Below are 24,069 nucleotides of genomic sequence, written 5' to 3'. Positions count from 1 at the left end.
TGAAAACAATAATTTTTGTCCTTTAAGGAAGTTCTATGGCAATCACCCGCCGTGATTTTCTCAATGGCGTCGCCATTACCGTGGCCGCCGGAATGACGCCGTGGCAAATTTTGCGCGCCTCGCCGCAGACGGCAGCTCAGTCGCTCTACTATCCGCCGACGCTCACGGGGCTTCGCGGCAACCATCCGGGCTCGTTCGAACAGGCGCACGCGCTGGGGCGTGAGGGCAAGCGGTTCGATCCCGCCAGCGTCCCGGTGGAGGAGGAGTACGATCTGGTGATTGTCGGCGCGGGCATCAGCGGGCTTGCCGCCGCCTGTTTCTGGCAGGAGCTGCGCGGTAAACAGCAGCGCATCCTGCTGCTCGATAACCATGACGATTTTGGCGGCCACGCCAAACGCAACGAATTTCACGTCGACGGGAAAACGCTGCTCGGCTACGGCGGCAGCGAGTCTTTTCAGTCGCCCGCCAGTAATTTCAGCGAAACCGCGATGGGGCTTTTGAAAACGCTGAACGTCAGCATTGAGCGCATGGCGAAAAGCTTCGACCAGACGTTCTACCCGGATCGCCACTTAAGCCGCGGCGTCTATTTCGATAAAACCAACTTCGGTGTTGATAAAATCGTCAGCGGCGATCCGGGACGCGCGGTGGCGGACGATATTCCGCCCGATCGCATGAACGCCCGCGATATTCGCGCGTTCATTAATGACTTCCCGCTGCCGCAGGCGGATCGCGACGCGTTAATCGCGCTGCACACGGAGAAAAAAGATTATCTCGCCGGGATGAGCGTTGAAGATAAAGTCGCCTGGCTCGATGCTCACAGCTACAGCCAGTTCCTGAGCGAAAAGGTGGGGCTCAGTGCCAGCGCCATTCGTTATTTCCAGCAGCGCACCAACGATTTCCAGGCCATCGGCATCGACGGCACCTCGGCGAGCGACGCGCGTATCTGCGCGCTGCCGGGGCTTGACGGCATGAATCTGCCGCCGCTCGACGCGGAATCGCTGGCGGATCTCGAAGAGCCGTATATCTACCACTTCCCTGACGGTAACGCCGGGCTGGCGCGCCTGATGGTGCGTCATCTTATTCCGGCCGTGGCGCCGGGCAGCAGCATGGACGATATCGTGCTGGCGACCTTCGACTACAGCCAGCTTGATAATGCAGAGCATCCGGTGCGCCTGCGCCTCAACAGCACCGGCGTCCACGCCGCCAATGTGGCGGACGGCGTGGAAGTAATGTACCTGCGCGACGGTAAACTGCACAAAGTCAAAGCCGGCCAGACCGTGATGGCGGGCTACAACATGATGATCCCGTATCTGGTGCCGGAGATCCCCCATGACCAGCAGGAGGCGCTGAAGCAGAACGTGAAAGCCCCGCTGGTCTACAGCAAAGTGGTTATCCGCAACTGGCAGCCGTTTATGAAGCTCGGCGTACATGAAATCTATTCCCCCGCCGCGCCGTACAGCCGGGTCAAACTCGACTACCCGGTAGATATGGGCGGCTACCAGCACCCGCGCGATCCGAACGCGCCCATTGGCCTGCATATGGTCTATGTGCCGACGTTCCCCGGCAGCGGGCTCAGCGCCCGCGAGCAGTTCCGCAAGGGCCGCGCGTTTCTGCTCGGCACGCCGTTCGAAGTGCATGAGACGATGATCCGCGATCAGCTACAGGGCATGTTTGGCGCGGCCGGTTTCGACCACGAGCGCGATATCGCGGCGATCACCGTCAACCGCTGGTCGCACGGCTACTCCTACTTCTTCAGCGGCCTGTTTGACGACGAAGAGGGCTCGCAGAAAGTCATCGAAAAAGCCCGCCAGCCGGTCGGGCGCATCACCATCGCCAACTCGGACGCCGACTGGAGCCCGTATGCCAACTCGGCGATAGACCAGGGCTACCGCGCGGTGAAAGAGCTGCACGAGATGGCGAAGGAGGGCGCATGAAACAGATAACGTTACTAGCGTTAAGCCTGTGGGCGGCCCAGGCGGGCGCGCAGGAGATGTCGCGTGGGGAATATGTGGCGCGCGCGGGCGACTGCATGGCCTGCCATACGGCCGCGGACGGCGCGCCGCTGGCGGGCGGGCTGAAATTCGCCACGCCGCTCGGCGATATTTACTCCACCAACATTACGCCGGACACCACGCACGGTATCGGCAACTACAGCTACGATGAGTTTGCCCGCGCCATGCGTGAAGGCATCGCAAAGGATGGTCATCATCTCTACCCGGCGATGCCGTATCCGTCGTACGCGAAAATGAGCGATGACGATCTGCGCGCGCTCTATGACTATCTGATGAACGAGGTCAAACCGCAGGCCACCGCAAACCGCGAAAGCGACATTCCGTGGCCGCTTTCGATGCGCTGGCCGCTCGGCATCTGGAACCGCCTGTTTGCCGACGATCAGCCGTTTACGCCGCGCGCGGACAAAAGCGCCGCCTGGAACCGCGGCGCGTATCTGGTGCAGGGGCCGGGCCACTGCGGCGCGTGCCATACGCCGCGCGGCGTGGGGATGCAGGAGAAAGCCTTCGACGAGCGTGACGAGCAGTTCCTCGCAGGCGAGGAACTCAACGGCTGGTACGCGCCGTCGCTGCGCGGGCTGAAAATGTCCGAGGACGATCTCGCCGTGCTGCTGCGCGACGGGCGCAGCAAACACGCGGCGCTCAGCGGGCCGATGGATGAAGTGGTCACCAACAGCACGCAATACCTGAGCGATGACGATAACCGCGCCATCGCGGGCTATCTGTTAAGCCTGCCGGGCAGCGAGCCGGTGAAGCGTGATGCGCCGAAGGTGGCGAAAGCGGAAATGGAGAACGGGCATCAGCTCTATGCCCGCTACTGCGCCACCTGTCACGCCAGCAACGGCGAGGGAGCAGAATACGCCGTTCCGGCGCTGAAAGATAACCTGACGGTGAATGCCGATAACCCGCTGACGCTGCTGCGCGTGGTGCTGGAGGGCGGCAAAACCGCGGTGACGCAGGGCCATCTGCCGTACAGCATGCCGGGCTACGGCTGGGCGCTCAGCGATCAGGACGCGGCGGACGTCACTAACTACATTCGCGGCAGCTTCGGCAACCACGCCGCGCCCGTCACGCCAGCCCAGGTGAAAGACGCCCGCGAGCAACAGCATAACGAGTAACGCCACGGCGTCGTCGGAACCGGCGGCGCCGTTTGTCTCTTTTTCGCCTTTCTTCCCGCCCGTTTTTCTGAAACTTTCCGCTACGCGCCGTTCAGTTTTTTCCTGTTGATACTCATCAAGCTTTCCCGTCTCAGGGCTTTGCAGAATACGCCCTTTTGATGAGGGAACAGGATGAAACCACTAACCCAAAAGGACGGGCCGGGCGAGGGCGGGCTGACGCGCCGCGACTTTCTGCGCGCCACATCGGCGCTGGCGGCCGCGCCGCTTTTTGTCCAGGCAGGCACGGCTAACGCTGATGAGCCTGAAGTACAGCCGCAGGCGGCGGAGAAAATCGTGCCGACATGCAGCACCTTTGACTGCGGCGGCAAATGCGATATCCGCGCGCACGTCAGAGAGGGCGTGGTGACGCGCATCTCCACGTGTCCGGATAACGAGGTTGACCCGGCCATGCCGCTGATGCGCGCCTGCGTGCGCGGGCGCGGCTACCGGCAGTTTGTCTATCACCCCGACCGGCTGAAATACCCGATGAAGCGCGTCGGCAAACGCGGCGAAGGCCAGTTCGAGCGCATCAGCTGGGATGAGGCGACGACGCTGATTGCCGATAACCTGCGGCGCATTACCGCGAAATATGGCCCGGCGTCGCGCTTTATGCACACCGACACGGCGGTGTCCGGCGGCGCGTTTTCCGGCGACAAAATGGCGCGTCGCTTGCTGAATATGACTGGCGGCTATCTGGAGTCATACCATTCCGTCAGCATGGGCAACACCGCCGCGGCCACGCCTTACACCTACGGCACCGCCGCCAGCGGCAGCTCGCTCGATACGCTCTCAGACACAAAACTTGTGATCCTCTGGGGCCATAATCCGAACGAAACCATCTTCGGCCACACCAATCACTATTTTCAGCAGATGAAGCGCAACGGCACCCGGTTTATCGTGGTTGACCCGCGCTACTCCGACACCGTGGCGTCGCTCGCCGACCAGTGGGTGCCGCTGCTGCCCACCACCGACAACGCGCTGATGGACGCGATGATGTTCGTCATCATCAGCGAAAACCTGCATGACAGCGCGTTTATCGCGCGCCACGTCATCGGCTTTGATGAAAATACGATGCCGGAAGGCGTACCGGCGGGCGAATCGCTGATGGCGTACCTCTTCGGCGAGAAAGATGGCGTGAAAAAAACGCCGGAGTGGGCGGAGCGCATTACCCATGTGCCCGCGCAGACCATTCGCCAGCTGGCGCGCGACTACGCCACCACCAGACCGGCGGCGCTGATTCAGGGCTGGGGGCCGCAACGCCATATCTGCGGCGAGCGCACCGCGCGCGGCTCCACGCTGCTTGCCACGATCACTGGCAACGTCGGCGTTAAAGGCGGCTGGGCGGCAGGCTACGGCGGCATCGGCAACCGGCTTTTTTGCGCCGATCCGTACAGCGTGCCGAACCCGGTGACGGCGAAAATCTCCATCATGAACTGGGTGCAGGCCTGCGATGACGCGGCGAAAGTGACGCCGGATAACGGTCTGAAAGACGCTGAAACGCTCAGCAGCAACATCAAATTCATCTTTAATCTCGCGGGCAACTATCTGGCGAACCAGAACCCGGATATCAATCAGACCGTGAAAGTGCTGGAAGATGAAAGCAAGGTCGAGTTTATCGTAGTGAGCGATCTCTTCCTCACGCCCAGCGCCCGCTATGCCGACCTGCTGCTGCCGGAAACCAGCTTTATGGAGCGCTGGAACATCGGCGAAACCTGGGGCACCGGCAACTATCTGCTGCTGTCGCAAAAGCTGGTGGAGCCGGAGTTTGAACGCCGCTCGGACTACGACTGGCTGCGCGACGTCGCGCGCAAGCTCGGCATTGAGGCGCGCTTTAGCGAAGGGCGCAGCGAAAAAGAGTGGATAGCGCATATCTGGGAGAAAACCCGCGAGGCGCTGGCAGACCACGACCTGCCGGATTTCGCCGGGCTGTGCCGCAATCCGCACGTCTACCTGAAATCGCCGCCGTATGTCGCGTTTGAAGAGAACATCCGCGACCCGGACAACCATCCGTTCCCGACGCCCTCCGGCAAAATCGAACTCTTCTCAAAGCGGCTCTGGGAGATGCAACACCCGGAGATCCCGGCGCTGTCCCACTATGTTCCCGCACAGGAAGGGCCGCAGGATACGCTGCGCGCGAAATACCCGTTACAGCTCATTACCTGGAAGGGAAAAAACCGCGCCAACTCCACGCAATACGCGAACCCGTGGCTACAGGAAGTGCAGCGCCAGCAGCTCTGGATAAACCCCCAGGACGCGCAGGCGCGCGGCATTCAACAGGGGGATAGTGTGCGTATTTATAACGATCGCGGCGTGGTGCAAATTCCCGCGGAAGTGACGCCGCGCGTTATGCCCGGCGTAGTGGCGATGCAGGCGGGCGCCTGGTGGCAACCGGACGCTGACGGCGTCGACAACGGCGGCTGCCCGAACGTGCTGACCAGCGCGCGCATCACCCCGCTTGCCAAAGGCAATGCCCATCAAACCCTGCTGGTTGAGGTAACCAAACATGCATCAGTTTAAGGATTATCCCCCGGTCAGCCGGGAGCAACTGGGCTTTTTTATCGATTCATCTCGCTGTTCGGGCTGCAAAGCCTGCCAGGTGGCGTGTAAAGACAAAAACAATCTCGACGTGGGGCGTCGTTTTCGCCGCGTCTATGAAGTTCACGGCGGCGGCTTCACGCCGACGGGCGCGGGCGGGCTTCTCCATAACGTTTTTGCTTACACCTTGTCGATTTCGTGCAATCACTGCGCCGACCCCATCTGCACGCGCAACTGCCCGACCACGGCGATGCACAAACGCGAGGGCGACGGAATTGTGCGGGTGAATACCGATAAGTGCGTCGGCTGCGGCTACTGCGCCTGGTCGTGTCCTTACGGCGCGCCGCAGCGCAATACGCAAACCGGGCAGATGTCGAAATGCGATTTCTGCATCGATCGGCTGGCGCAGGGCGAACCGCCGGTGTGCGTTGCGACCTGTCCCCTCGGCGCCATTCAGTTCGGGCCGATTAGCGCGCTGCGCGAACGCTTCGGCGCGCTCTGTGACGTAAAAGGGCTGCCGCCGTCATCCATTACAAAGCCGAATCTGGTTATCAAGCCGCATCAGGGCGCACAGCAGGAGGAACAACATGATGCATGAATTTCCGTTAGTGATTTTCACGCTGTGCATGCAGGGCGCGGTGGGCTTTACGCTAATGCTCTGCCTCACGGCCGGGCAGATGCCGCGCGCCGGACAACGCATGTTTGCCACACTGCCTGCGCTCCTTGGCGTGGGCGTTGCGGCGGCGCTCGGTTTGCTCGCCTCAACGCTGCATCTGGGGTATCCGCTCAATGCGTTTAACGCGCTGCGCCATCTCTCCAGCTCCTGGCTCAGCCGGGAAATCGCGCTGGCGGGCGTGTTTATGGCGCTGCTCGCCATCAGCATTTTGCTGCTGATGATGAAGCGCGCCGTGTCGTGGTCGCTCCTGTGGTTAACGGTAATGGCGGGGCTGGCGGATATTGTCGCGATGGCGTCTATTTATTGCCACGCGTCGGTCATGACCTGGCAGCACGTCAACACCTGGGCCATGTTCCTGGGCTCGGTGGCGTTAATCGGCGCGGCGATATTACAGCTGCGTCTTGCGTTGCGTCCGGCCTTTAACGTCCAGGCAGAACTCGCGGTAAGCCGTCGTCTCTCGCTGCTGGCGCTTTCGGCTGTGCTGATCCGGCTGCTCATTCAGCCTGCCTATCATCACTATTTAGCGCATGCCGTGGTGCCAGTGACGTTTCCGCTGCATCCGCTGGCCGCCTTTGACGCCTGCGCCGGGCTGCGACTTGCGGGGTGGTGCAGTTCGGTTGGCGGCGCGTTGTTGTTGATGATAGGGCTAACACGTCCTCACGGGGGCCGAACGCCGCAAATTGCCGGGTGCGGGCTGATCCTGCTCGGCGAACTGTTGCTGCGCCTGGCATTTTTTTGCATCGATGTCTGATGAATCTTTTTGACATGATTGCGCCCGCACAACCCTGTGTGGGCGCGCGCTGCGCCAGAAAACGGCTGCCCCGCAGCCGCTGCGATTATTGCGTCACCCGCTGCCCGACCGGCGCGCTCGCCCTTCACCACCATGACGTTATCCTTGCGTCGGATCGCTGTACCGGCTGCGGGATCTGCCTGTTTGTCTGCCCGGCGGACGCGCTGGAATATCTCTCGCCGCTGATGCGTCGTCACCGCGACGGCGTGCTGCTCGGGCCGTTCACGCTGCCGGTCGCCGCAGAAGAGCTGATGCTCTGGCATACGCATTACGCTATTCGCGCGGTCGCGGTGGATCTCACACAGAACCCGCACTGGCTGCGCCCGCTGGCTGAACTTAACCTGTGGCTGCAAAGGCGCGGCGAGCCGGGCTGGCAGTGCGTGACGGTTTCACCTGAGGCCGGTGAGGCAAGACGTCGGCTTTTGCGCCCGGAAGGCGCTCGCGTACCGCATGATGCCGCCGGGCGCCGCGCGGCGGAGGCGTTTTCTACGGCGTACCGCATCACGCTGGACGCCACGCGTTGTCTGCTGTGCGGCGCCTGTGGTCGGGTGTGCGCCCGCGGCGCGATCCGCTTTAGCGAACCGTCCGTTACGCTTGATTCGTCGCGCTGTGATGGCTGCGGCGACTGCGCGGCGGTGTGCCCGGTGGAGGCGGCAGAGGTCGTGGCGGGTGAAGCCGTGCCGCCTGTGCGCATGGCGCTGTATCCGGCGCGATGCGAACGCTGCGGCGAGCCGTGGCGCGCGTGGCAGCCGGGTGAGAAACACTGCCCGGTTTGTCGCCGTCACGCTTTCAGTATGCGTGGCGGTTAACGCTGTGAGCTGCTGAATCCACAGGGGAAAGTGGCGCTGTCATTAATCTGTCACGCACGCGCCTTATAACAGTGCCACCCCGACTCTGGATCTGAGAATAATGAAAATCAAACCCCTTACGCTTGCGCTCGCCGCGCTGTTCCCGCTCTGCGCCCTGGCCGCCGCGCCGCAGGTCGAACGCTATGTTGTGACGTTCCCGCAGGAAGATCATGTGGTCTATTCCGGTAATTATTCCAGCGCGTTTCCGGATGGCCTGCCGGTGGGCGTGGGCTCCGGGCTGCTGTTTTTACGCAAAGAGGGCGATGACCTGATTTTCGCGACCGTGACCGACCGCGGCCCGAACGCGGACTCGCCGAAAATGGGCAAGCAGGAGTCGAAAATTTTCGCGAGCCCCGAGTATACGCCGCTGATGATGACCATCCGCGTCAGCAAAGATAAAGCGCAGGCGAGCGACCCGATGCCGCTGCATGACGATCAGGGCAACATCAGCGGGCTGCCGCTGCCCGCCGGGCTTATCGGCGCGACGAATGAACTGGCGCTCAACGACGCGCTGCAAACGCTCAGCGGCGATAAACGCGGGCTGGATACCGAAGGGATCACGCCTGACGGCAAAGGCGGCTACTGGCTGTGCGACGAGTACGGCCCGTTTATCATCAATGTGGACGCCAGCGGCGCGATCCTCGCCAAACATGGCCCGCAGGCGGGTAAAGGCGAAGAGGGCGTGGCGGGCGGTTTGCCGAATATCATTAAATGGCGTCAGCCTAACCGCGGCTTCGAAGGGGTGACCCGTATGCCGGACGGACGCATTATCGCGGCGGTGCAAAGCACGCTGGATATCGACGGCAAAACCAAAAACACGGCGCGCTTTACCCGTCTGGTGAGTTTTGATCCGGCGACCGGCAAAACGGCGATGTACGGCTACCCGATTGACATTGACGTCTATAAAAAAGCCAAAGACGCCAAAATCGGCGATATCGTGGCGCTGGACGACCACCGCATTCTGCTCATCGAACAGGGCGGCGATAAAAACAAAACCATGCGCAACCGCATTTATGTGGTCGATCTCAGCAACGCCACCGATCTGAGCACGCTGGATGACACCCAGCCGCCGGAATTTGACGATGCGCAAAAACTTAACGCGCGCGGCGTGAAGCTCGCCACAAAACAGCTGGCGGTGGATTTGCGCGAGGCGGGCTGGCAGCAGGAGAAAGCCGAAGGGCTGGCGCTTGTCGACCCGCAAACTATCGCGGTCATTAACGACAACGATTTTGGTTTGCAGTCAGCGCTGCTGGAGCCGCAGGGCGATAAAAAAGCGATGGACGACTATAACGTCGACGGTAAAGGGCATCTGACCCTGGACGGTCAGCCGGTCGCAAGCAAAATCGGCATTAAGCCGCTGGAAAAACCCGCCTCGCAGAATGAACTGTGGGTGATCAAGCTCGATAAACCGCTGTAAGCGCAATAAAAAAGGGCAGGCCGAAGCCTGCCCTGTCGTCACGGTATCAAGCTTAGTTCAGCTTAAATACCGCCACGGCCTGATTGAGCAGCTGTGACTGCTCTTTCAGCGAGTGGGCGGCGGCAGAAGCTTCTTCCACCAGCGCGGCGTTCTGCTGGGTAACCGAATCCATCTGCGCGACGGCCTGGTTAATCTGCTCAATCCCACGGCTCTGCTCGCCGGTTGAGAGCGCGATTTCTGACATCAGTTCAGAGACCTGCTTAATCGAGCCGATAATACGCTTCATGCTTTCGCCTGCGCGCGCCACGCGGTCGCTGCCCAGCACCACCTGTTCGCCGGACTGTTCGATAAGCTCTTTGATCTCTTTCGCCGCGACAGACGAACGCTGCGCCAGGTTACGCACTTCGCTTGCCACCACCGCAAAACCACGACCCTGTTCACCTGCACGTGCGGCTTCCACCGCGGCGTTAAGCGCCAGGATATTAGTCTGGAAGGCGATATCTTCGATAATGCCGATAATGTTGTCGATTTTGCTGGAGCTGGACTCGATCTCCTGCATGGACACCACAACTTCTTCGACGATAGCGTTGCCTTCCTGCGCGGCGCTGCGCATATTGCCCGCGAGTTTATTCGCCTCAGCGGTGTTCTCCGAGGTGTGCTTCACGGTGGACGTCAGCTGTTCCATGCTGGCGGCGGTTTCACCGAGAGAAGCGGCCTGCTCTTCGGTACGCGCCGAGAGATCGACGTTACCGGCGGCAATCTCTTCCGCGGCGTGGGCAACGCTCTGGCTGGAGTCGCGTACCTGGGCGATGATATCGACCAGCGACAGACGCATCTGCTCAAGCGAGCCGAGCATATCGCCAATCTCATCTTTCGAACCCGAGAGCACCGGGGTGTGCAGTTCGCCTTCCGCCATCTGCTGGCAGTGACGACGTGCCGCATCAAGCGGTGCCAGCACGCGGCGCTTCAGCAGAATAAACATCGCGCCAATCAGCAGCGTAAACAGCAGGGCAAACACCGCGATGGTGATGATGCTGTTCACGAAGCGTTCCTGCGCCTCATGGTTCAGACGCTGGGCATATTTCTCACGGAACGCCAGCAGTTGATCGAGCGTAATTTCAAACTGGCGATCCAGTTGCGGGATCGTCGTGCTCACCAGCTGGTTAAAACGCGCGGTATCGTTGCGGCTTGCCGCATCCATCAGCGGACGCAGGCCGTCATCGACATACGCCTGCCATGCCTGACGGTACGGGGCGGCCAGCGCCTCCTCACCCTCAACAGCAGGGGCTGCTTTATAGTTATTAAACGCTGCGACAGCTTTTTGCATCACTTCGTTGGCGCTCTCAAGCGATGCCTGCGTTTTCTGGGTATCGCCGATAGAAGCGTTGATCATCGCCTCCATCAGGCGCACGCGCAGCGTACGGCTGTGGTTAATCGGGTCAATCACCGAAAGCACTACGCGAATCTCTTTGTTCACGTTATCCAGCGACTGGTTGCTGCGGGTGAGCGACCAGAGGTTGGAGACGGTGCTGACGAGAAAGATAAAAAGTAACAGACTGAAAACGAGAAATGAAAAACGCCTTACTGACATGTTGTTCCCTTGCGTGAGGTTGTAACACAACGACCCGGCATCCCGAAAAAGAGGAGTGCCACCAGACGGTTATCGGTTTATCTTGCAAAAAATTTAGCTTAAATAAATTTTTACCTACCAAAACAAGGGGTTATATTTGTAGCGGGGGCCATGCGGCAAGCTTATGGCTCGCCAGGCTATGCTTTACGCTGGCATCAGCGTATTCGCGCGCAGGCGCATAAGGAGCGAGAATGAAAACGCTACAGGGGCCTTCCCTTTTTCTTTCGCAATTTATCAGCGATCGTCCACCGTTTAACCAGCTCGATACGCTGGCGGCCTGGGCGGCAGGGCTTGGCTATAAAGCGGTGCAGCTTCCGACCCATCTGCCGCATATTTTCGACCTCGCGAAAGCGGCGGAAAGCCTCGATTACTGCGCGCAGGTGCGTGAGACGCTCGGTAATCTCGGGTTGCAAATCAGCGAACTGTCGACGCATTTTCAGGGGCAACTGGTGGCGGTACACCCGGCGTATGACCAGGCTTTTGCCGGTTTCGCGCCAGACGCGCTACGCCACGATCCGGTTGCGCGCCAGCAGTGGGCGGTCAGCACGCTAAAGCTTGCGGCGCGCGCCTCGCAAAACCTCAATCTCACGGCGCACGCCACCTTTTCCGGCTCGCTCGCCTGGCCCTTTTTCTACCCATGGCCGCCGCATAATCCGCTGCTGGTGGAAGAGGCGTTTGAGGAGCTGGCGAGCCGCTGGCTGCCTGTCCTGCACAGCTTTGACGAGGCGGGGGTGGATCTCTGCTTTGAACTTCATCCTGGCGAAGATCTGCACGACGGCGTGACATTCGGACGTTTTCTGGAACTGACGGACAATCACCCGCGCTGCCATATCCTCTACGATCCGAGCCATATGCTGCTTCAGCACATGGATTATCTGGGGTTTATCGACCACTGGCATTCGCGCATCAAGGCGTTTCACGTCAAAGACGCGGAGTTCAGGCCGTCAGCCAATAGCGGCGTCTATGGCGGCTATCAGCCCTGGATTGACCGCCCGGGCCGTTTTCGTTCACCCGGCGACGGGCAAATTGATTTTAAGGCCATTTTCAGCAAGCTCGCGCGCTACGACTATTCCGGCTGGGCAACGCTTGAATGGGAATGTTGCCTGAAAGAGGGCGAGACTGGCGCGCGCGAAGGGGCGAGGTTTATCGCCGAACATATCATTAAAGTCTCCGGGCAAAACTTTGAGGATTACGCCCCTGGACGACACGATCGCGAGGCGGCGCGCGCGATGCTGGGTTTAGCGCCTGGCAAATAAAAAGCCGGGCGCAGTGCCCGGCTTTGATGTGCGTAAAACCTGGTTTAGTCAAATACGTTGTTGATTACGGCGGTCACCAGTGCCGTACTGAGCGCAATCAGCACCAGGTCATCGCCGACCATTTTCCATTCATAGCCAGGATAATAGGGCAGTTCGTTCAGCATGCTGGCCGGCACCGTTTTCTTCGCGATACCCGGCGGCAGTGGTTTACCGCGCGCGAGGTTTTTCGCGATGCCCGGCGGCAGCGATTCATAGCCGGTGAGGCCATAATTCACGGCCAGGCTGCGGGCGCGACTGAAGCTGATATCTGATTCAACGTGGTCGGGTTTGCCGTAGTTTTTACGCCCCGATGCGTTGCCTTTTTCTTTGTCTTTATTGTCGGCGTTTTTACCGTTGTTACCCTTATTACCGTTGCCATGATTGCCGCTGTTGCCATGGCCGTTACCATTACCATTCCCGTTGCCAGGGTTAGCCAGCGCCGGTGTGGCGCAGACGGTAAAAGCCGCAAGCAGGAGCGCCAGCGCGCTCAGACGTTTCGTTTTCATAACCCTTCCTCAGTCAGATGGAGCAACGCTATTTCAGCACAACGGCAACAAAAATCGATTGCGCTTTTTCCTGGATTACAGACTTCTGAAGACGGCTCGCAAAATCGCAACGACGGTTTGCCTGTGTCGCTTGCAGGCGGCATTATGGCTGTATAAATAAACAGTTATCCAGTGCGCGAAACGCGTCGCAGGAACAACGCGCGTTCCGGGGCCAGAACCTCACAGCAGGCAAAACAGGGCAGACAGGAGAACAGGATGACGGCTGTACAAGGAACCCCTGAAGAAACCGGGCCGGAAAGCGCACAGCGCCCGGTGCTCAGCGATTCTGAAGCGTTACGCTATACCCCGGAAAATCTCTTCGCGCGGGGCGGCTGGCTACATTCGCCGGACGGCCCCTGGAGGCCTGAAGGCATAACCCCGCCGCCGCCCGGGCGCGCGTGGGTGGTCGATGCGCGGCGCGGACCGTTCCGTACCGTGCAGCAGGCGGTGAACGCCGCTTTTGATGGCGCACAGAGCAGGGCGCGCGTCTGGATTGCCGTTGCGCCCGGCGTCTATCGTGGCGTCGTGTATTTGCCAGCGGATGCGCCCCCCATCACCATTTACGGCACCGGCGAATCACCGGAACAGGTGCGCTTTGAGTTGACGCTGGATGCGCGTTTCACGCCGCAGCAGTATCAGGCAGCGGTCAATGCCTGCGGCGAGTTTCAGCCGGGCGATCCGGCATGGGAGCATTATCAACGTATCGCCGCGTCTGGCGCGTCTGAGATTGGCACCGGCGCGTCCGCGGTCGTATGGGCGCAGTCAGACGGCTTTCAGTTGCTGAACCTGAGCGTGGTCAACACCTTGCTGGATAGCGTTGACGGGCAGGCGCATCAGGCCGTGGCGCTGCGTACCGACGGCGACAGGGTGCAACTTGAGCGCCTGCGGCTTATCAGCCGTCAGGATACGCTCTGGCTTAACAGCCGTGGCGCGCCGCAGGGTGAGGCATCGCACATCAGCCGCGTGCGGGTGAAAGAGTGTTATATCGAAGGGGATGTCGATTATGTTTTTGGTTCGGCAAGCGCGTGCTTTGAAAACGTGCGCTTTCATACGGTCTCCTCACGTGGCGCGGGCGAAGCGTTCGTGCTGGCGCCTTCCACACCCCACGATCTTCCCTTCGGGTTCCTCGTTCAGCAGTGCCGCTTTACCACCGATAACGGTTTTGGCGAAACCTTATTCGCGAAGCTGGGGCGCGCATGGGATCACGGCGCGCGGGAAACAGGCTACCGGCCGGGCCATACCGCCAACGGGCAGGCGCTTATTCGCGATTCCTTCACAGAGGCGGGTTTTGACGCGAAAGCCCCCTGGGGCGCGGCGGCCACCACCGGGCGTCCGTTTGCGGCCAGCCGCAGCGCTCTGCGTGACGACGTGCGCTACAACCGCCTGGTGGAATACCACAACCGGCAAAGGGTGGAAAACCGGGGTAAAACGCCGGCGCAGAAGCGCCGGCGTCAGGGTTAACGCGGGCCGATGATTTTCGCCAGCGCTTTACGGTCGGCAGGTTTGATATCGAGCGGGTGCTCATAGCCGATGTTTTCAATCGCGCGGGTGTAAAGCGCCACCAGCCAGTCGTAGACGTAGCGGGTGGCGGCATGTACCGGCTTTTCGCCCAGGCGCGTCAGGCGCTTATCATGCGCGACGGCAGAGGCGAAGAGGCGCTCGTTCGGGTTGACGCGGCTTGCCGGACGCTCCGCCTGCGGCATGCGCTCGAAGCCCAGCCAGCTCACGAAGTTACCCAGCTCGGCACGCAGCTGCGCGCCGGAAAGCCCTTCATGGGCAGCCAGCGTTTCCAGGCGGGCCGTCAGACTGAGCCGATAGCTCGCGATAATCAGCGTATCGCCGAGCCAGTGCAGCGTGGCGGCGTCGATACCGAGCAGCGCGGCGTGTTCCTCGTTCTGCATCCACTGGCGAACGTGGTTCACCCACAGGCGATGCGCGCGGCGCGCCAGCGAGGCGCCAGCGGCGGGGTCGGCGGGGCGCACGGAGGCAGACTCGCCGAAGAGATCAATCTCGGCGCTAAACAGCCCCTGCGGCGTCTCTTCATGGCGCTCTTCGGTTTCACACAGCGCCTGCAGGGCGGCCGGATCGGGCAGCAGCGCCTGAAGGAGATCCCCGTGCCGCGCGGCCTGGCGCTGCAATGTGCGCACACCGTTTTCCGCCGTGGCGCGCAGCGTCGCTTCATCGGCAGTCAGCGGAGCCAGATAACGGCTGAAAAGCAGTGCGGGCTGGGCCTGCGCCTGTGCGGTCAGCAGCGCCAGACGGCGTTCGCGGCTGCTCTGGCTCAGCGCCTGCGACAGCCATTCGGTCAGGCGTTGCAGATTACGCCCGTCGAGCGCCTGCAACGTGCCCCAGGTGTGGCCCGGCTTGCCGAGCAGACGCTGTACGCCCTCGTCCAGATGCTGGCCATCAAGGAAACGGGCATCGTGCGGCGTAATGGCCCACACCAGGCCCGGCAGCGCGTCCGGGGAGGCGGGTTGCGTGGCGTTCACCCAGCGCAGCAGCGTGCGCGCGACCGGCGCGATATCGGCGCGGCTCTGCACGGCGTTACACACCATCAGCACGTCCGGCTGCTGGTGCTGGCGATAGTAGTCGAGCAGAAACGCGATTTTGCTCGCGTTCAGGCTGTCGTTCTGGCGATACGTCGCGCCGGGAATATCCAGCAGATCCACGCCTTCCGGCACCGATGGCGTGGCGAGCGGCAGCGTCAGCTCGGCGCACAGCAGCGTCAACGTCGTCAGCGGCAGGCTGACCATGCCCTGCAACTGATGCTGTTCGAGGGCGCGCACCAGCACTTCGTCGGGCAGCGCCTCTTCGCCGGAGCCAGCCGGGAGCAGAAAGCCTTCCACCGGCAGGGAGAAGTTATCGACCAGCAGGCTCAGCGGCGCGGCCACTTCGCGGGCATGGCCCAGCAGCAGCAGGCCTTCGGCAAGCGTCATAAACTGCTGCGTCAGTTCAGCGATATCGCCCCACAGCAGCGCGTACAACCGCACGCGTTCGGGCAGATTCAGCGCAGGCAGCAGTTCAGCAAGCTGATGCCACGCGTCGTCGCTCAGCGTGCGCTGGCGAGCAGGCGTCACTTCCCGCCAGCGCGCGGCGAGCGTCATTACGTCCGGCGCGCTGATGGCCGGGTGGCTCTGCGGCTGGCCGAGGCTCTGGAACTGGGCTAAACGCTGGCGCAGCTCCTCTTCGCTGACGGCGCGCGCCTGACCGCTGGTCTGGTAATGCGCCAGGAAAATCTGTACCAGCTCCGCCTCGCTGAAAAGCCGCAGGCGCAGCGGAAATTCTTCCGGCAACGCAGACGGCGTGCGGGTAAAGCGTACCGCCATTGCGGTCGCGCTGTGGCCGGGGTTGATATGCGTTAGCCAGTCGAGATGTTTATCGCCAGGCGCGACGGCCACCTGGCCCTGTGAGCCATTGGCCAGCGTCGCCAGCAGGTGCGCTTTGCCCGCCTGGGAGTGCCCGTAAAGGCCGAGCGTGCGCGGTTCGCTGACAAGCGTATTGAGCGTTTGCGCGCCGGCACGCAGCGCGCTCAGGCGCGCCAGCAGCGGGCCTGCTTCTTCATCCAGCAGCGGCGCATGCGCGCGGGTGGTTTCGACCCAACGGGTCAGGGCGACAGGTGTAGTGAGTGTCTGGTTAATGAGGGTAGAAACTGTCATTTCAGATAAACGCTCCCGCTGTCGATCCAGTAGTGGCTGCCGGAACTGCGACGGTCAGCCAGAGTATTAAGTTTAAACGTGACCTGCTCCGGCGGCACGCGGGTGCCGTCGGAAAGCCAGGCCTCGCTGAGCATGAAGCCTTCCGGCGCTTCATGTTTGCCGCCGCCGGTCAGTTCCAGGCGCACGTTGAGCACGCCGTCGCCGGCGATCGCTTTCGCCAGCTCCGGCGCGTTGACCGAGAGCGTGTAAAGCGGCGTGGCGGGCCAGCGGGCGTTATCGAGCTGGCGGAAGCCGAGCGTCACATTGCCGCGCAGCGGGAAGTGCAGGCGGGCGTCGAGTTTAGCGCCCGGCGCGTCGAGATCGATCTCGCGATACCAGACGTTCTCGTCGCGCAGCGTGTTGACCACGTTATCCAGTACGCCGAGATAACGCACGGTGGAGTACGCGCCAATGTCCGCCGCTTTAAAGTTAAAGCGCGGCAGGCGCAGGTCGAGCGCCAGGCTGCACAGCATGGCGCCAACGGCGGCGGTGGATTTCGGGTTGCCCACGCGGCGGTGCTGACTGAAAGGATACCACTCATGCACTTCATAGTTATCGAGCCAGACCATACGGCTGACCGGCACCGGCTGAAGCAGACGAATCAGCGACTGCAGGCCCGGCAGGCAGCCCGGACGGCCCGTTATCAGCAATACGTCACAGCAATAGTGCGAGATGGCCTCGCACAGCGCCTGGATGGGCGCGCAAATGCTGAACTTTCCGTTATGCAGCGCCTCTTCAAGCTCGCCGAAGCTCACCTGCAGCGGCACGTCCAGCACGTTAAACGCCGGGCTGCCTGCGGGCAGCGCATGCTCAATCGCCTGGTGGAGATAGTTATGCACGTTGCGGGTCGGCGGCTGTTTCAGCAGCTCGCCGAAGGTGGTGTAAAGGCCGCTTTGCGTGTCAGCCGGATCGCTGTTTTCCCACGCCGAGAGTATGGCGTGACCCAGCGGCATAAAGAGCTGCAGCGCGGTCTGCTGGCGCAGGATAGCCTGCGTGTCCATGCGGCCGGAATCGCCGAACAGCGTGGACATCAGCGTCGCGGCGTCGGCCACGCCCGCTTTTTGCAGGTGTTCCTGCAAGGCAGGCAGCACGCAGCGCTGAATGACATCCAGCAGAATGTCATCGCCCGCCACTTTAAACCCTTCGCGGAACAGCAGGGTCGGGCTGATTTTCACGTTGCTGCCGACGCCGTCATCGAGCTGGTATTCGGCAATCGCCATATCCGTCGTGCCGCCGCCGATATCAATCGAGGCGACGCGCAGCTGACGGCCCGGCGTGGCGCCCGGCGGCGTTTCGCGGTCGGGGCGGGCGAGGCTTGCGAAAAAGCGCTCGGTCTGCCCGGCGAAATGCACCATTGCTTCGTTATAGAGCCATACCAGCTGACCACAGCTCGCTTCATCCCATTCCATCTGGATCTCAGGCACCGGCACGCGGCTCTTACGCTGGCCTTTTTCGGCGCTGAAATCGTCGTCGTGCGGGTGCCAGCCCAGCGCTTTCCAGACCAGCGCGATGGCCTCCTGCATACGGCGGCGGAAAATCTCGCGTTCCTGTTTCGGCATCGCCGACGGCAGCGTCAGGATCAGCTGACGCAACTGGCGCGGCGAGCTGGCGTTGCCCATGCGCAGGCGGCTGGCGACGCTGTTGATCTGGCAGACCGCCTGGGCGAGCAGCTCGCACAGCATATGGGTCATCAGAGAGCTGCGGCTGTATTGCGGCGAAAAGACCGGCAGGCGTTCTTCCGGCGGCAACTGCCAGAGCGGTTCGCCGTCGTCGTTCATCAGGTTCATCAGCGGACCCGCGGTCGCCAGCGGCTCGCGCTGGGTTTTCGGGGTCATCAGGTTAAAACGCCACTCCTGGGCCGCCGGGGTTTCATCCCACAGGTAACGGCGAGGGCTCGAAATCCCGCTGTTGCCCTCGGTGCCAAGACGCTGCATCGCCAGTTTGCGCGCTTCGTCGCCCACGCGAACAATAGAAGGCCAGACGAACGCTTCGTCGCGCCCGCTCTCCACCGAAAAATGCTGTTTGCCGAAACGCGCCTCGGCGAAGGCCAGGCGGCTGGTGAACATCAGCGCGTTCATAAACTGCGGCTCGCTCAGCGAACGTACCTGCAGCTCCATCGTCTGGCGCAGGCCGTCGTTCGCTTCGCCATGATCTTCAATAATCACCCCGCAGGTATGGGTGTTTCCCACATCCAGAATCAGATCCACCGCCACCGGCTGAGAGCTCAGCGTGCCGGTCACGATTTTCAGCTCTGGCACGCTCAGCTGGTTGCCGAGGAGCGACATCATATTGAGCCAGTGGGCCTGATATTCGAACACTTTCAGCGCGCGCTGGATCTCCTGTTCGCTGCGGCCTTCCTGAGCGCCTGCAAACTGGGTAAACGCTTCGCGCAGCCAGCCGTCGACCCAGGTCTGGTCGAGGAAATCGGCGACTTCATCATCGCGCCAGGCGAGGGCGAAACGCGTTCCGTTGCGCACGTCGTTCTCGACCGGCGCGAGCTGAGAGGCCGCGCCTTCATCGGTCTGGATCTGGGTGTCGAAGGCCAGCGTCACGCGGTGAGTATTGCCTGCGCCGTCCGGCTCGCTGAGCCTGCGGATTTGCACGCGCGCCCAGTTATCCGGGCCCTGTACGAAGGTGCGCGGCGGGTTAAAGCGCAGCACCGGCAACGGCAGCCAGATGCCATCCATCATCGCGAGCGACTGGCTCAGCGAGACGCTGCTTTCTGGCTTCACCACTTCAGGCTGACCGCCTTGGCGCGCGGGCAGGGTGAATTTGCCGGAGGCGATATCGTAATCGAGGCGCAGCAGCGGCCCGTTGGCGGTTTTACGGACGAAACGCCCGTCGTGGGGCGCTTCAATCGGCGTCAGGCCGAAATCAAGAAATTGCACCCCGCTGTTTTCAATCAGGGTGACGCTCTGTTTGTAATCACACAGGTTAGCCAGCATAAATCAGGCGCTCACTTTCTTCATGGTCAGGGGCAGAACGGTCTTTTCATCATAGCGACCGGTACACTCGGCAACATCATTGGGGCCAGCTTTACAGGCGATTTCCGGCATCGGGTAGCGGGAACCGTCGCTGCAACGGGCTTTGCCGCGCGTCTTAATCATCAGCTCGCCGGTCTGGTGAAGGCCAGAGAACAGCTCGGCTTTACAGACGACGTTATCGCCAAGCGTCACGCGCGCCATGCCTTTGTTGTTTTTCATATCGATACGCATCGAGGTCGCTTTGCCGGTAAGCGGGTCCGGACTGCCGATGCTAAGCCGCCAGGTGCCGTTCAGGAAGCGGGTGGTCCCGGCTTTGACCTGATTCGCGTCCATCACCAGCGCGTTTTTATCGACCGGTGCTGGCGCAACGACAGGCTTCTCTTCCACCACCGGCGCAGGTGGCGTTATCTGGGCTGCAGCGAGCGGCAAGGTAGTGGCTGGCGCGATGACGGGCGCCACAGGAGCGGGAGCAGCCGCGGGCGGCGCATCGACCGATTTCACCGGCGCAGGCGCGATTTCCTGCGCTTTGATCTCTGCGACCGACACGGTCGGCGCGGCCGCTTCTTTCTCCTGCAACATATACCAGGTGACAGGGGCGGCTACGGCGCCGATGACGACGGCCGCGGCGAGCGGCCATGTCCAGAGCGGAACACGCGAGCGGCGGGCGGGCGTCCGGGCTTTCACCGGTACCGGCTCGGCGTCTTCTGGCGCGGCGTCGGCGTCGGCGGTATAAGCCGCCAGCGCGGCCGCGGAGGCCAGGACGGACACCGCAGGCGCCGGGACAGGCGTGGGCGCAACAGGGGGCGTTGCCAGCAGCGGCGCGTCCGGCTCGGCCATCATCACTGGCGTGGGTTCCGGCTCCGGCTCTTCCTGCGGCGTCATGATGATTTCCGGCTCGACAGGCTCGGCTTCGTGTAAACATTCGAGCACGTCATCGCGCGCGCCCTGGTTTAAATTCACGAAGCCCCAGAAGGTGATGACCGGCTTGCCGTCCACCAGATAGAGGAAATTCGCGCCGGGGAACTGCACGGCCTTGGCGAGCAGCGCGCCAAAAAGCTGCTGGGCGGTTTTTTCCGACTCCAGGCAGCGTTTGCTCAGCGCGCGAGCGCTGGAGAGCGCGCTTTCCAGAAAGCGCAGGGCGCGCTCGCGCTCCTCGCTGCTGGCGGACGCCCAGCCCATTACCTTGCCGCTGACCGGCGAATACCAGTCCACGCGGTCACCCTCTTCGTTAAGCTGAGGGATAGCAAGAGACTCCACCAGCGGCTGTTTGCGCAGGCGAAGAGTTTCACGGATTTGCAGTGCAGACTCGAAAACCGCCTGACCGTTTTCGCCTACCGACTGGAAGTCGTCAAGGTCGCCACTGCGCAATAGAATTTTTGCCACGTCATTCTCTCTGCTGGGAAAACTTTTTCACGGCTCTACTTTGAACGATAGACGGGTCAAGCAAAGGGTGAAAGAAACGCGAAAAAGCGTAAATTCTCGGGTCATTGAATCTTAGGAATTTTCTTGACTTAAGCAAAAATTCGCGGTGATAACGCGACTTAACCGGAGCGTAAATCATTTTTATCTAAAATTGACTGATATTCAGGCGGAAAATGCCGGAAAGGCATAAAGGTACAGTTTTTTGTTATTTGCCACTCAACGCAGGCTATGATGAGATGGCTTTCCTCCTGAAAAGTAAAATAAAAGGCACAAGATGAAGACAGGAAAAACATTGCTCGGGCTGCTGTTGAGCGCCCTGTTACCGGCAAGCGCGATCGCGGCGAACAGCGATACCCTGATTTACTGCTCCGAGGCGTCCCCGGAATCCTTCAACCCGCAAATCGCGAGTTCCGGCCCAAGCTTCGTGGCAAGCTCCCAGGTGCTTTATAACCGCCTGGTGAATTTCGATCCGAAAACCAATACGCCGGTGCCGTCGCTCGCCACCGAGTGGAAGGTCAGCCCGGACGGTAAAACCTGGACGTTCACGCTGCGTCAGGGCGTGAAATTCAACAGCAATAAATTCTTTAAACCGACGCGCGATTTCAACGCCGACGATGTGATTTTCTCGGTGATGCGCCAGAAAGACCCGAATCACCCGTACCACAAGGTGTCGCAGGGCAATTACGAATATTTCCAGGATGTGGGTCTCGATAAGCTCATCACTGAGGTGAAAAAGCTCGACGACTATCACGTCCAGTTCACCCTGAGCGAGCCAAACGCCGCGTTCCTGGCCGACTGGGGGATGGATTTCGCGTCTATTCTTTCAGCGGAATATGCTGATGCGATGATGAAAAAAGGCACGCCGGAGAACGTCGATAACTGGCCCATCGGCACCGGTCCGTATGCGCTGCAACAGTACAAAGTCGATTCGCTTATCCGCTACATCGCCAACCCGAACTACTGGGATGGCGCGGTGCCGACCAAACACCTGATCTTCTCGATTACCCCGAACGTCGAGACGCGCCTTGCGAAGCTGAAAACCAACGAGTGCCAGATTATCCCGGCGCCGAGCCCGGTGCAGTTTGAGCCGATCAAAGCCGATAAAAACCTGACGCTGCACAGCGTCGAGGCGCTGAACGTCGGTTATCTGGCGTTCAACACCGAGAAAAAACCGTTCGACAACGTGCTGGTGCGCCAGGCGCTGAACTACGCCGTCGATAAAAAATCGATCATCAATGCCGTGTTCATGGGCAGCGGCACGGTGGCGAAATCACCGATCCCGCCGAATATGCTCGGTTACGATAAAGACCTGAAAACCTACGATTACGATCCTGAAAAAGCGAAAGCGCTGCTCAAGCAGGCGGGGCTGGAGAAGGGCTTTGAAGCGACGCTGTGGTCGATGCCGGTGCAGCGCCCGTATAACCCGAATTCGCGCCGCATCGCCGAGATGATCCAGAGCGACTGGGCGAAAGTGGGCGTGAAGGCGAAAATCGTCAGCTACGAGTGGGGTGAATATCTCTCCGGCATCCGCAAGGGCGAGCATGATACCGCGCTGTATGGCTGGATGTCGGACAACGGCGATCCGGATAACTTCGCTGATGTCCTGCTGAGCTGCGACAGCATCCAGAGCGGCTCGAACGCGGCCCGCTGGTGCGATAAGAAATACACTGACCTTATCGATCAGGCCAAACGCGTCAGCGCGCCGGAAGAACGCGCGAAACGCTACGTACAGGCGCAGGAGATCTTCTACCAGCAGGCGCCGTGGGTGCCGCTGGCCAACGGCCGCACCTTCTACGCGACTCGCAGCAACGTCACGGGGTACAGCGTAAGCCTGATGGGCAGCGACTTCTCGAAAGCGAAAATCAACTAAGCACTGCGCCGCGGCACCTGCCGCGGCGACGCGTTTAAGGAGGTTTTATGACACATCGTGATGAAATGCAGCGCCGCGTTGACGCGGTGATTGAACAACATGTTATTGCTCCTATGAATGAGCTGCTGATTGCGCTCAGCGATGACGCGCAACTAGGCCGCGAGGAGCGTTACGACCTGCAACAGCAACTGCGCAACGCGATCGCCCATCATGGTCGTCAGCACAAAGAAGACCGCGAGCGCGAGGCGGCGGAGCGCCTGGCCGAGCTGACCCGCGGCGGCAAAATTTTATAATTTACAAGGAATTCTCATGCATATTGCTTTTCTCGGTCTGGGCGGCATGGGCCAGCCGATGGCGCAAAATCTGGTTAAAGCGGGCTTTACGGTCACGGTCTGGAACCGCTCGCCTGCGTCTGCAGAGGCGCTGCGCGCGTCCGGCGCGCAGGTTGCGGCAAGCCCGAAAGAGATTCATGGCGCTGATATCTTAATCACTATTCTTGCCGACGACGCGGCCACCGAAAACGTGGTGGTGGAGCAGGGCGCGCTGGCGTCGCTCGCGCCGGGCGCGCTGTGGATTAATATGGCGACCGTTTCCGTGGCGTTTACTGAGGCAATGGACGCGCTGACGCGTCAGCGGAACATCGGCTATCTCGCCGCCCCGGTGCTTGGGCGTGTGGATGTCGCCGCGGCAGGCAATCTGAATATTCTCGCGGCGGGCGAGGCGCAATGGCTCGCGAAAGCGCAGCCGATTTTCGACGTGCTGGGCCAGAAAACCTGGACCTTTGGCGACAGCCCGGCGCAGGCCGCGGCGGTGAAGCTCGCGGCGAACTTTATGCTGGCGAGCGCGATCGAGACGATGGGCGAGGCGTCGGCGCTGGTGGAGGCTTATGACGTCGGCAAAGGCGATTTTCTCGGTATGATGACCAGCACGCTGTTTGCCGCGCCCGCGTATAAAAACTATGGCGCGATGATTGCCGAAGATCGCTACACGCCCGCCGGTTTCACCATGAAGCTGGGGCTCAAAGATGTGCGTCTCGCGCAGCAGGCCGCCGAGAGCAAAAACGTGCCGATGGGAGTAGCGGGCGTGCTGCGCGATAACTACCTTGACGCGCTGGCCCACGGCGATGAACAGCTCGACTGGGCGGCGCTGGCGACCGTCAGCGCGCGCCGCAGCGGGCAGAAACCGAAAGCGTAACC

At 61.2% G+C, this 24,069-nt stretch carries 17 protein-coding genes; 12 read left to right on the top strand and 5 right to left on the bottom strand.

The window, feature by feature from the left end; all coding sequences use genetic code 11:
* The first annotated feature begins 35 nt into the window (after positions 1 to 35).
* The 7 genes from AB8W27_RS10535 (at position 36) to AB8W27_RS10505 (ending at position 9,432) form a co-directional block, all read left to right on the top strand.
* The gene (locus tag AB8W27_RS10535) at positions 36 to 1,934 is read left to right on the top strand and encodes an NAD(P)-binding protein (RefSeq protein ID WP_015741193.1); all 1,899 of its coding nucleotides are present in this window, start codon (positions 36 to 38) and stop codon (positions 1,932 to 1,934) included.
* The gene (locus AB8W27_RS10530; protein WP_041923518.1) at positions 1,931 to 3,127 is read left to right on the top strand and encodes a cytochrome c; all 1,197 of its coding nucleotides are present in this window, start codon (positions 1,931 to 1,933) and stop codon (positions 3,125 to 3,127) included. Before AB8W27_RS10535 ends, AB8W27_RS10530 begins: the two co-directional genes overlap by 4 nt.
* Before the next feature lie 171 nt (positions 3,128 to 3,298).
* Positions 3,299 to 5,683 (top strand): DMSO/selenate family reductase complex A subunit, encoded by a 2,385-nt coding sequence (locus AB8W27_RS10525; protein WP_015741195.1) that lies wholly within the window; start codon positions 3,299 to 3,301, stop codon positions 5,681 to 5,683.
* Positions 5,670 to 6,299, top strand: a complete 630-nt coding sequence (locus tag AB8W27_RS10520) for a DMSO/selenate family reductase complex B subunit (RefSeq protein WP_015741196.1) — start codon at positions 5,670 to 5,672, stop codon at positions 6,297 to 6,299. Before AB8W27_RS10525 ends, AB8W27_RS10520 begins: the two co-directional genes overlap by 14 nt.
* Positions 6,292 to 7,128, top strand: a complete 837-nt coding sequence (locus AB8W27_RS10515; RefSeq protein WP_041924165.1) for a DmsC/YnfH family molybdoenzyme membrane anchor subunit — start codon at positions 6,292 to 6,294, stop codon at positions 7,126 to 7,128. Before AB8W27_RS10520 ends, AB8W27_RS10515 begins: the two co-directional genes overlap by 8 nt.
* Entirely contained in the window at positions 7,128 to 7,976 is an 849-nt protein-coding gene (locus AB8W27_RS10510; protein ID WP_015741198.1) for a 4Fe-4S binding protein, read from the top strand. The genes AB8W27_RS10515 and AB8W27_RS10510 overlap by 1 nt, the downstream gene beginning before the upstream one ends.
* 100 nt (positions 7,977 to 8,076) lie before the next feature.
* The gene (locus AB8W27_RS10505) at positions 8,077 to 9,432 is read left to right on the top strand and encodes an esterase-like activity of phytase family protein (RefSeq protein ID WP_041923519.1); all 1,356 of its coding nucleotides are present in this window, start codon (positions 8,077 to 8,079) and stop codon (positions 9,430 to 9,432) included.
* Positions 9,433 to 9,484: 52 nt separating this feature from the next.
* Here the strand turns inward: AB8W27_RS10505 and AB8W27_RS10500 are convergent, their stop codons facing one another.
* Positions 9,485 to 11,023 (bottom strand): methyl-accepting chemotaxis protein, encoded by a 1,539-nt coding sequence (locus AB8W27_RS10500; protein ID WP_041923520.1) that lies wholly within the window; start codon positions 11,021 to 11,023, stop codon positions 9,485 to 9,487.
* Positions 11,024 to 11,253: 230 nt separating this feature from the next.
* Here AB8W27_RS10500 and AB8W27_RS10495 point away from each other — a divergent pair, with 230 nt between their 5' ends.
* Positions 11,254 to 12,318 (top strand): sugar phosphate isomerase/epimerase, encoded by a 1,065-nt coding sequence (locus AB8W27_RS10495; protein ID WP_015741201.1) that lies wholly within the window; start codon positions 11,254 to 11,256, stop codon positions 12,316 to 12,318.
* Positions 12,319 to 12,362: 44 nt separating this feature from the next.
* Here AB8W27_RS10495 and AB8W27_RS10490 read toward each other — a convergent pair whose 3' ends face one another.
* Positions 12,363 to 12,863: an anti-virulence regulator CigR family protein gene (locus AB8W27_RS10490; protein WP_041923521.1), complete on the bottom strand. Its 501-nt coding sequence runs from the start codon at positions 12,861 to 12,863 to the stop codon at positions 12,363 to 12,365.
* A 255-nt stretch (positions 12,864 to 13,118) separates the two neighbouring features.
* On the opposite strand from AB8W27_RS10490, the gene AB8W27_RS10485 reads away from it, so the two are divergent.
* On the top strand, positions 13,119 to 14,363 hold the full coding sequence (locus AB8W27_RS10485; RefSeq protein ID WP_041923522.1) for a putative acyl-CoA thioester hydrolase: 1,245 nt from the start codon (positions 13,119 to 13,121) through the stop codon (positions 14,361 to 14,363).
* Here the strand turns inward: AB8W27_RS10485 and AB8W27_RS10480 are convergent.
* Genes AB8W27_RS10480 through AB8W27_RS10470 form a run of 3 tightly spaced genes read right to left on the bottom strand, consistent with a single transcriptional unit; the run spans position 14,360 to position 20,964 of the window.
* A complete protein-coding gene (locus AB8W27_RS10480) occupies positions 14,360 to 16,558 on the bottom strand; it encodes a virulence factor SrfC family protein (RefSeq protein WP_041923523.1) in 2,199 nt (732 codons plus the stop codon). The genes AB8W27_RS10485 and AB8W27_RS10480 overlap by 4 nt on opposite strands.
* Entirely contained in the window at positions 16,555 to 19,542 is a 2,988-nt protein-coding gene (locus AB8W27_RS10475; protein ID WP_015741205.1) for a virulence factor SrfB, read from the bottom strand. The genes AB8W27_RS10480 and AB8W27_RS10475 overlap by 4 nt, the downstream gene beginning before the upstream one ends.
* A 3-nt stretch (positions 19,543 to 19,545) precedes the next feature.
* Positions 19,546 to 20,964: an SrfA family protein gene (locus tag AB8W27_RS10470; RefSeq protein WP_015741206.1), complete on the bottom strand. Its 1,419-nt coding sequence runs from the start codon at positions 20,962 to 20,964 to the stop codon at positions 19,546 to 19,548.
* Positions 20,965 to 21,277: 313 nt separating this feature from the next.
* Between AB8W27_RS10470 and AB8W27_RS10465 the strand changes: the two genes are divergently transcribed.
* Genes AB8W27_RS10465 through AB8W27_RS10455 form a run of 3 tightly spaced genes read left to right on the top strand, consistent with a single transcriptional unit; the run spans position 21,278 to position 24,067 of the window.
* Positions 21,278 to 22,873, top strand: coding sequence for an ABC transporter substrate-binding protein (locus AB8W27_RS10465; protein ID WP_015741208.1), 1,596 nt, complete (start codon positions 21,278 to 21,280; stop codon positions 22,871 to 22,873).
* Positions 22,874 to 22,920: 47 nt separating this feature from the next.
* Positions 22,921 to 23,166, top strand: coding sequence for a DUF2526 family protein (locus tag AB8W27_RS10460; RefSeq protein ID WP_015741209.1), 246 nt, complete (start codon positions 22,921 to 22,923; stop codon positions 23,164 to 23,166).
* 16 nt (positions 23,167 to 23,182) lie between these two features.
* The gene (locus AB8W27_RS10455; protein WP_015741210.1) at positions 23,183 to 24,067 is read left to right on the top strand and encodes an NAD(P)-dependent oxidoreductase; all 885 of its coding nucleotides are present in this window, start codon (positions 23,183 to 23,185) and stop codon (positions 24,065 to 24,067) included.
* The last annotated feature ends 2 nt before the right edge of the window (positions 24,068 to 24,069 follow it).

Source organism: Cronobacter turicensis (genome assembly GCF_041222865.1).
Classification (GTDB): domain Bacteria; phylum Pseudomonadota; class Gammaproteobacteria; order Enterobacterales; family Enterobacteriaceae; genus Cronobacter; species Cronobacter turicensis.
Note: the sequence above shows the minus strand (reverse complement) of the source record. Positions and strands in the feature narration are given on the sequence as shown.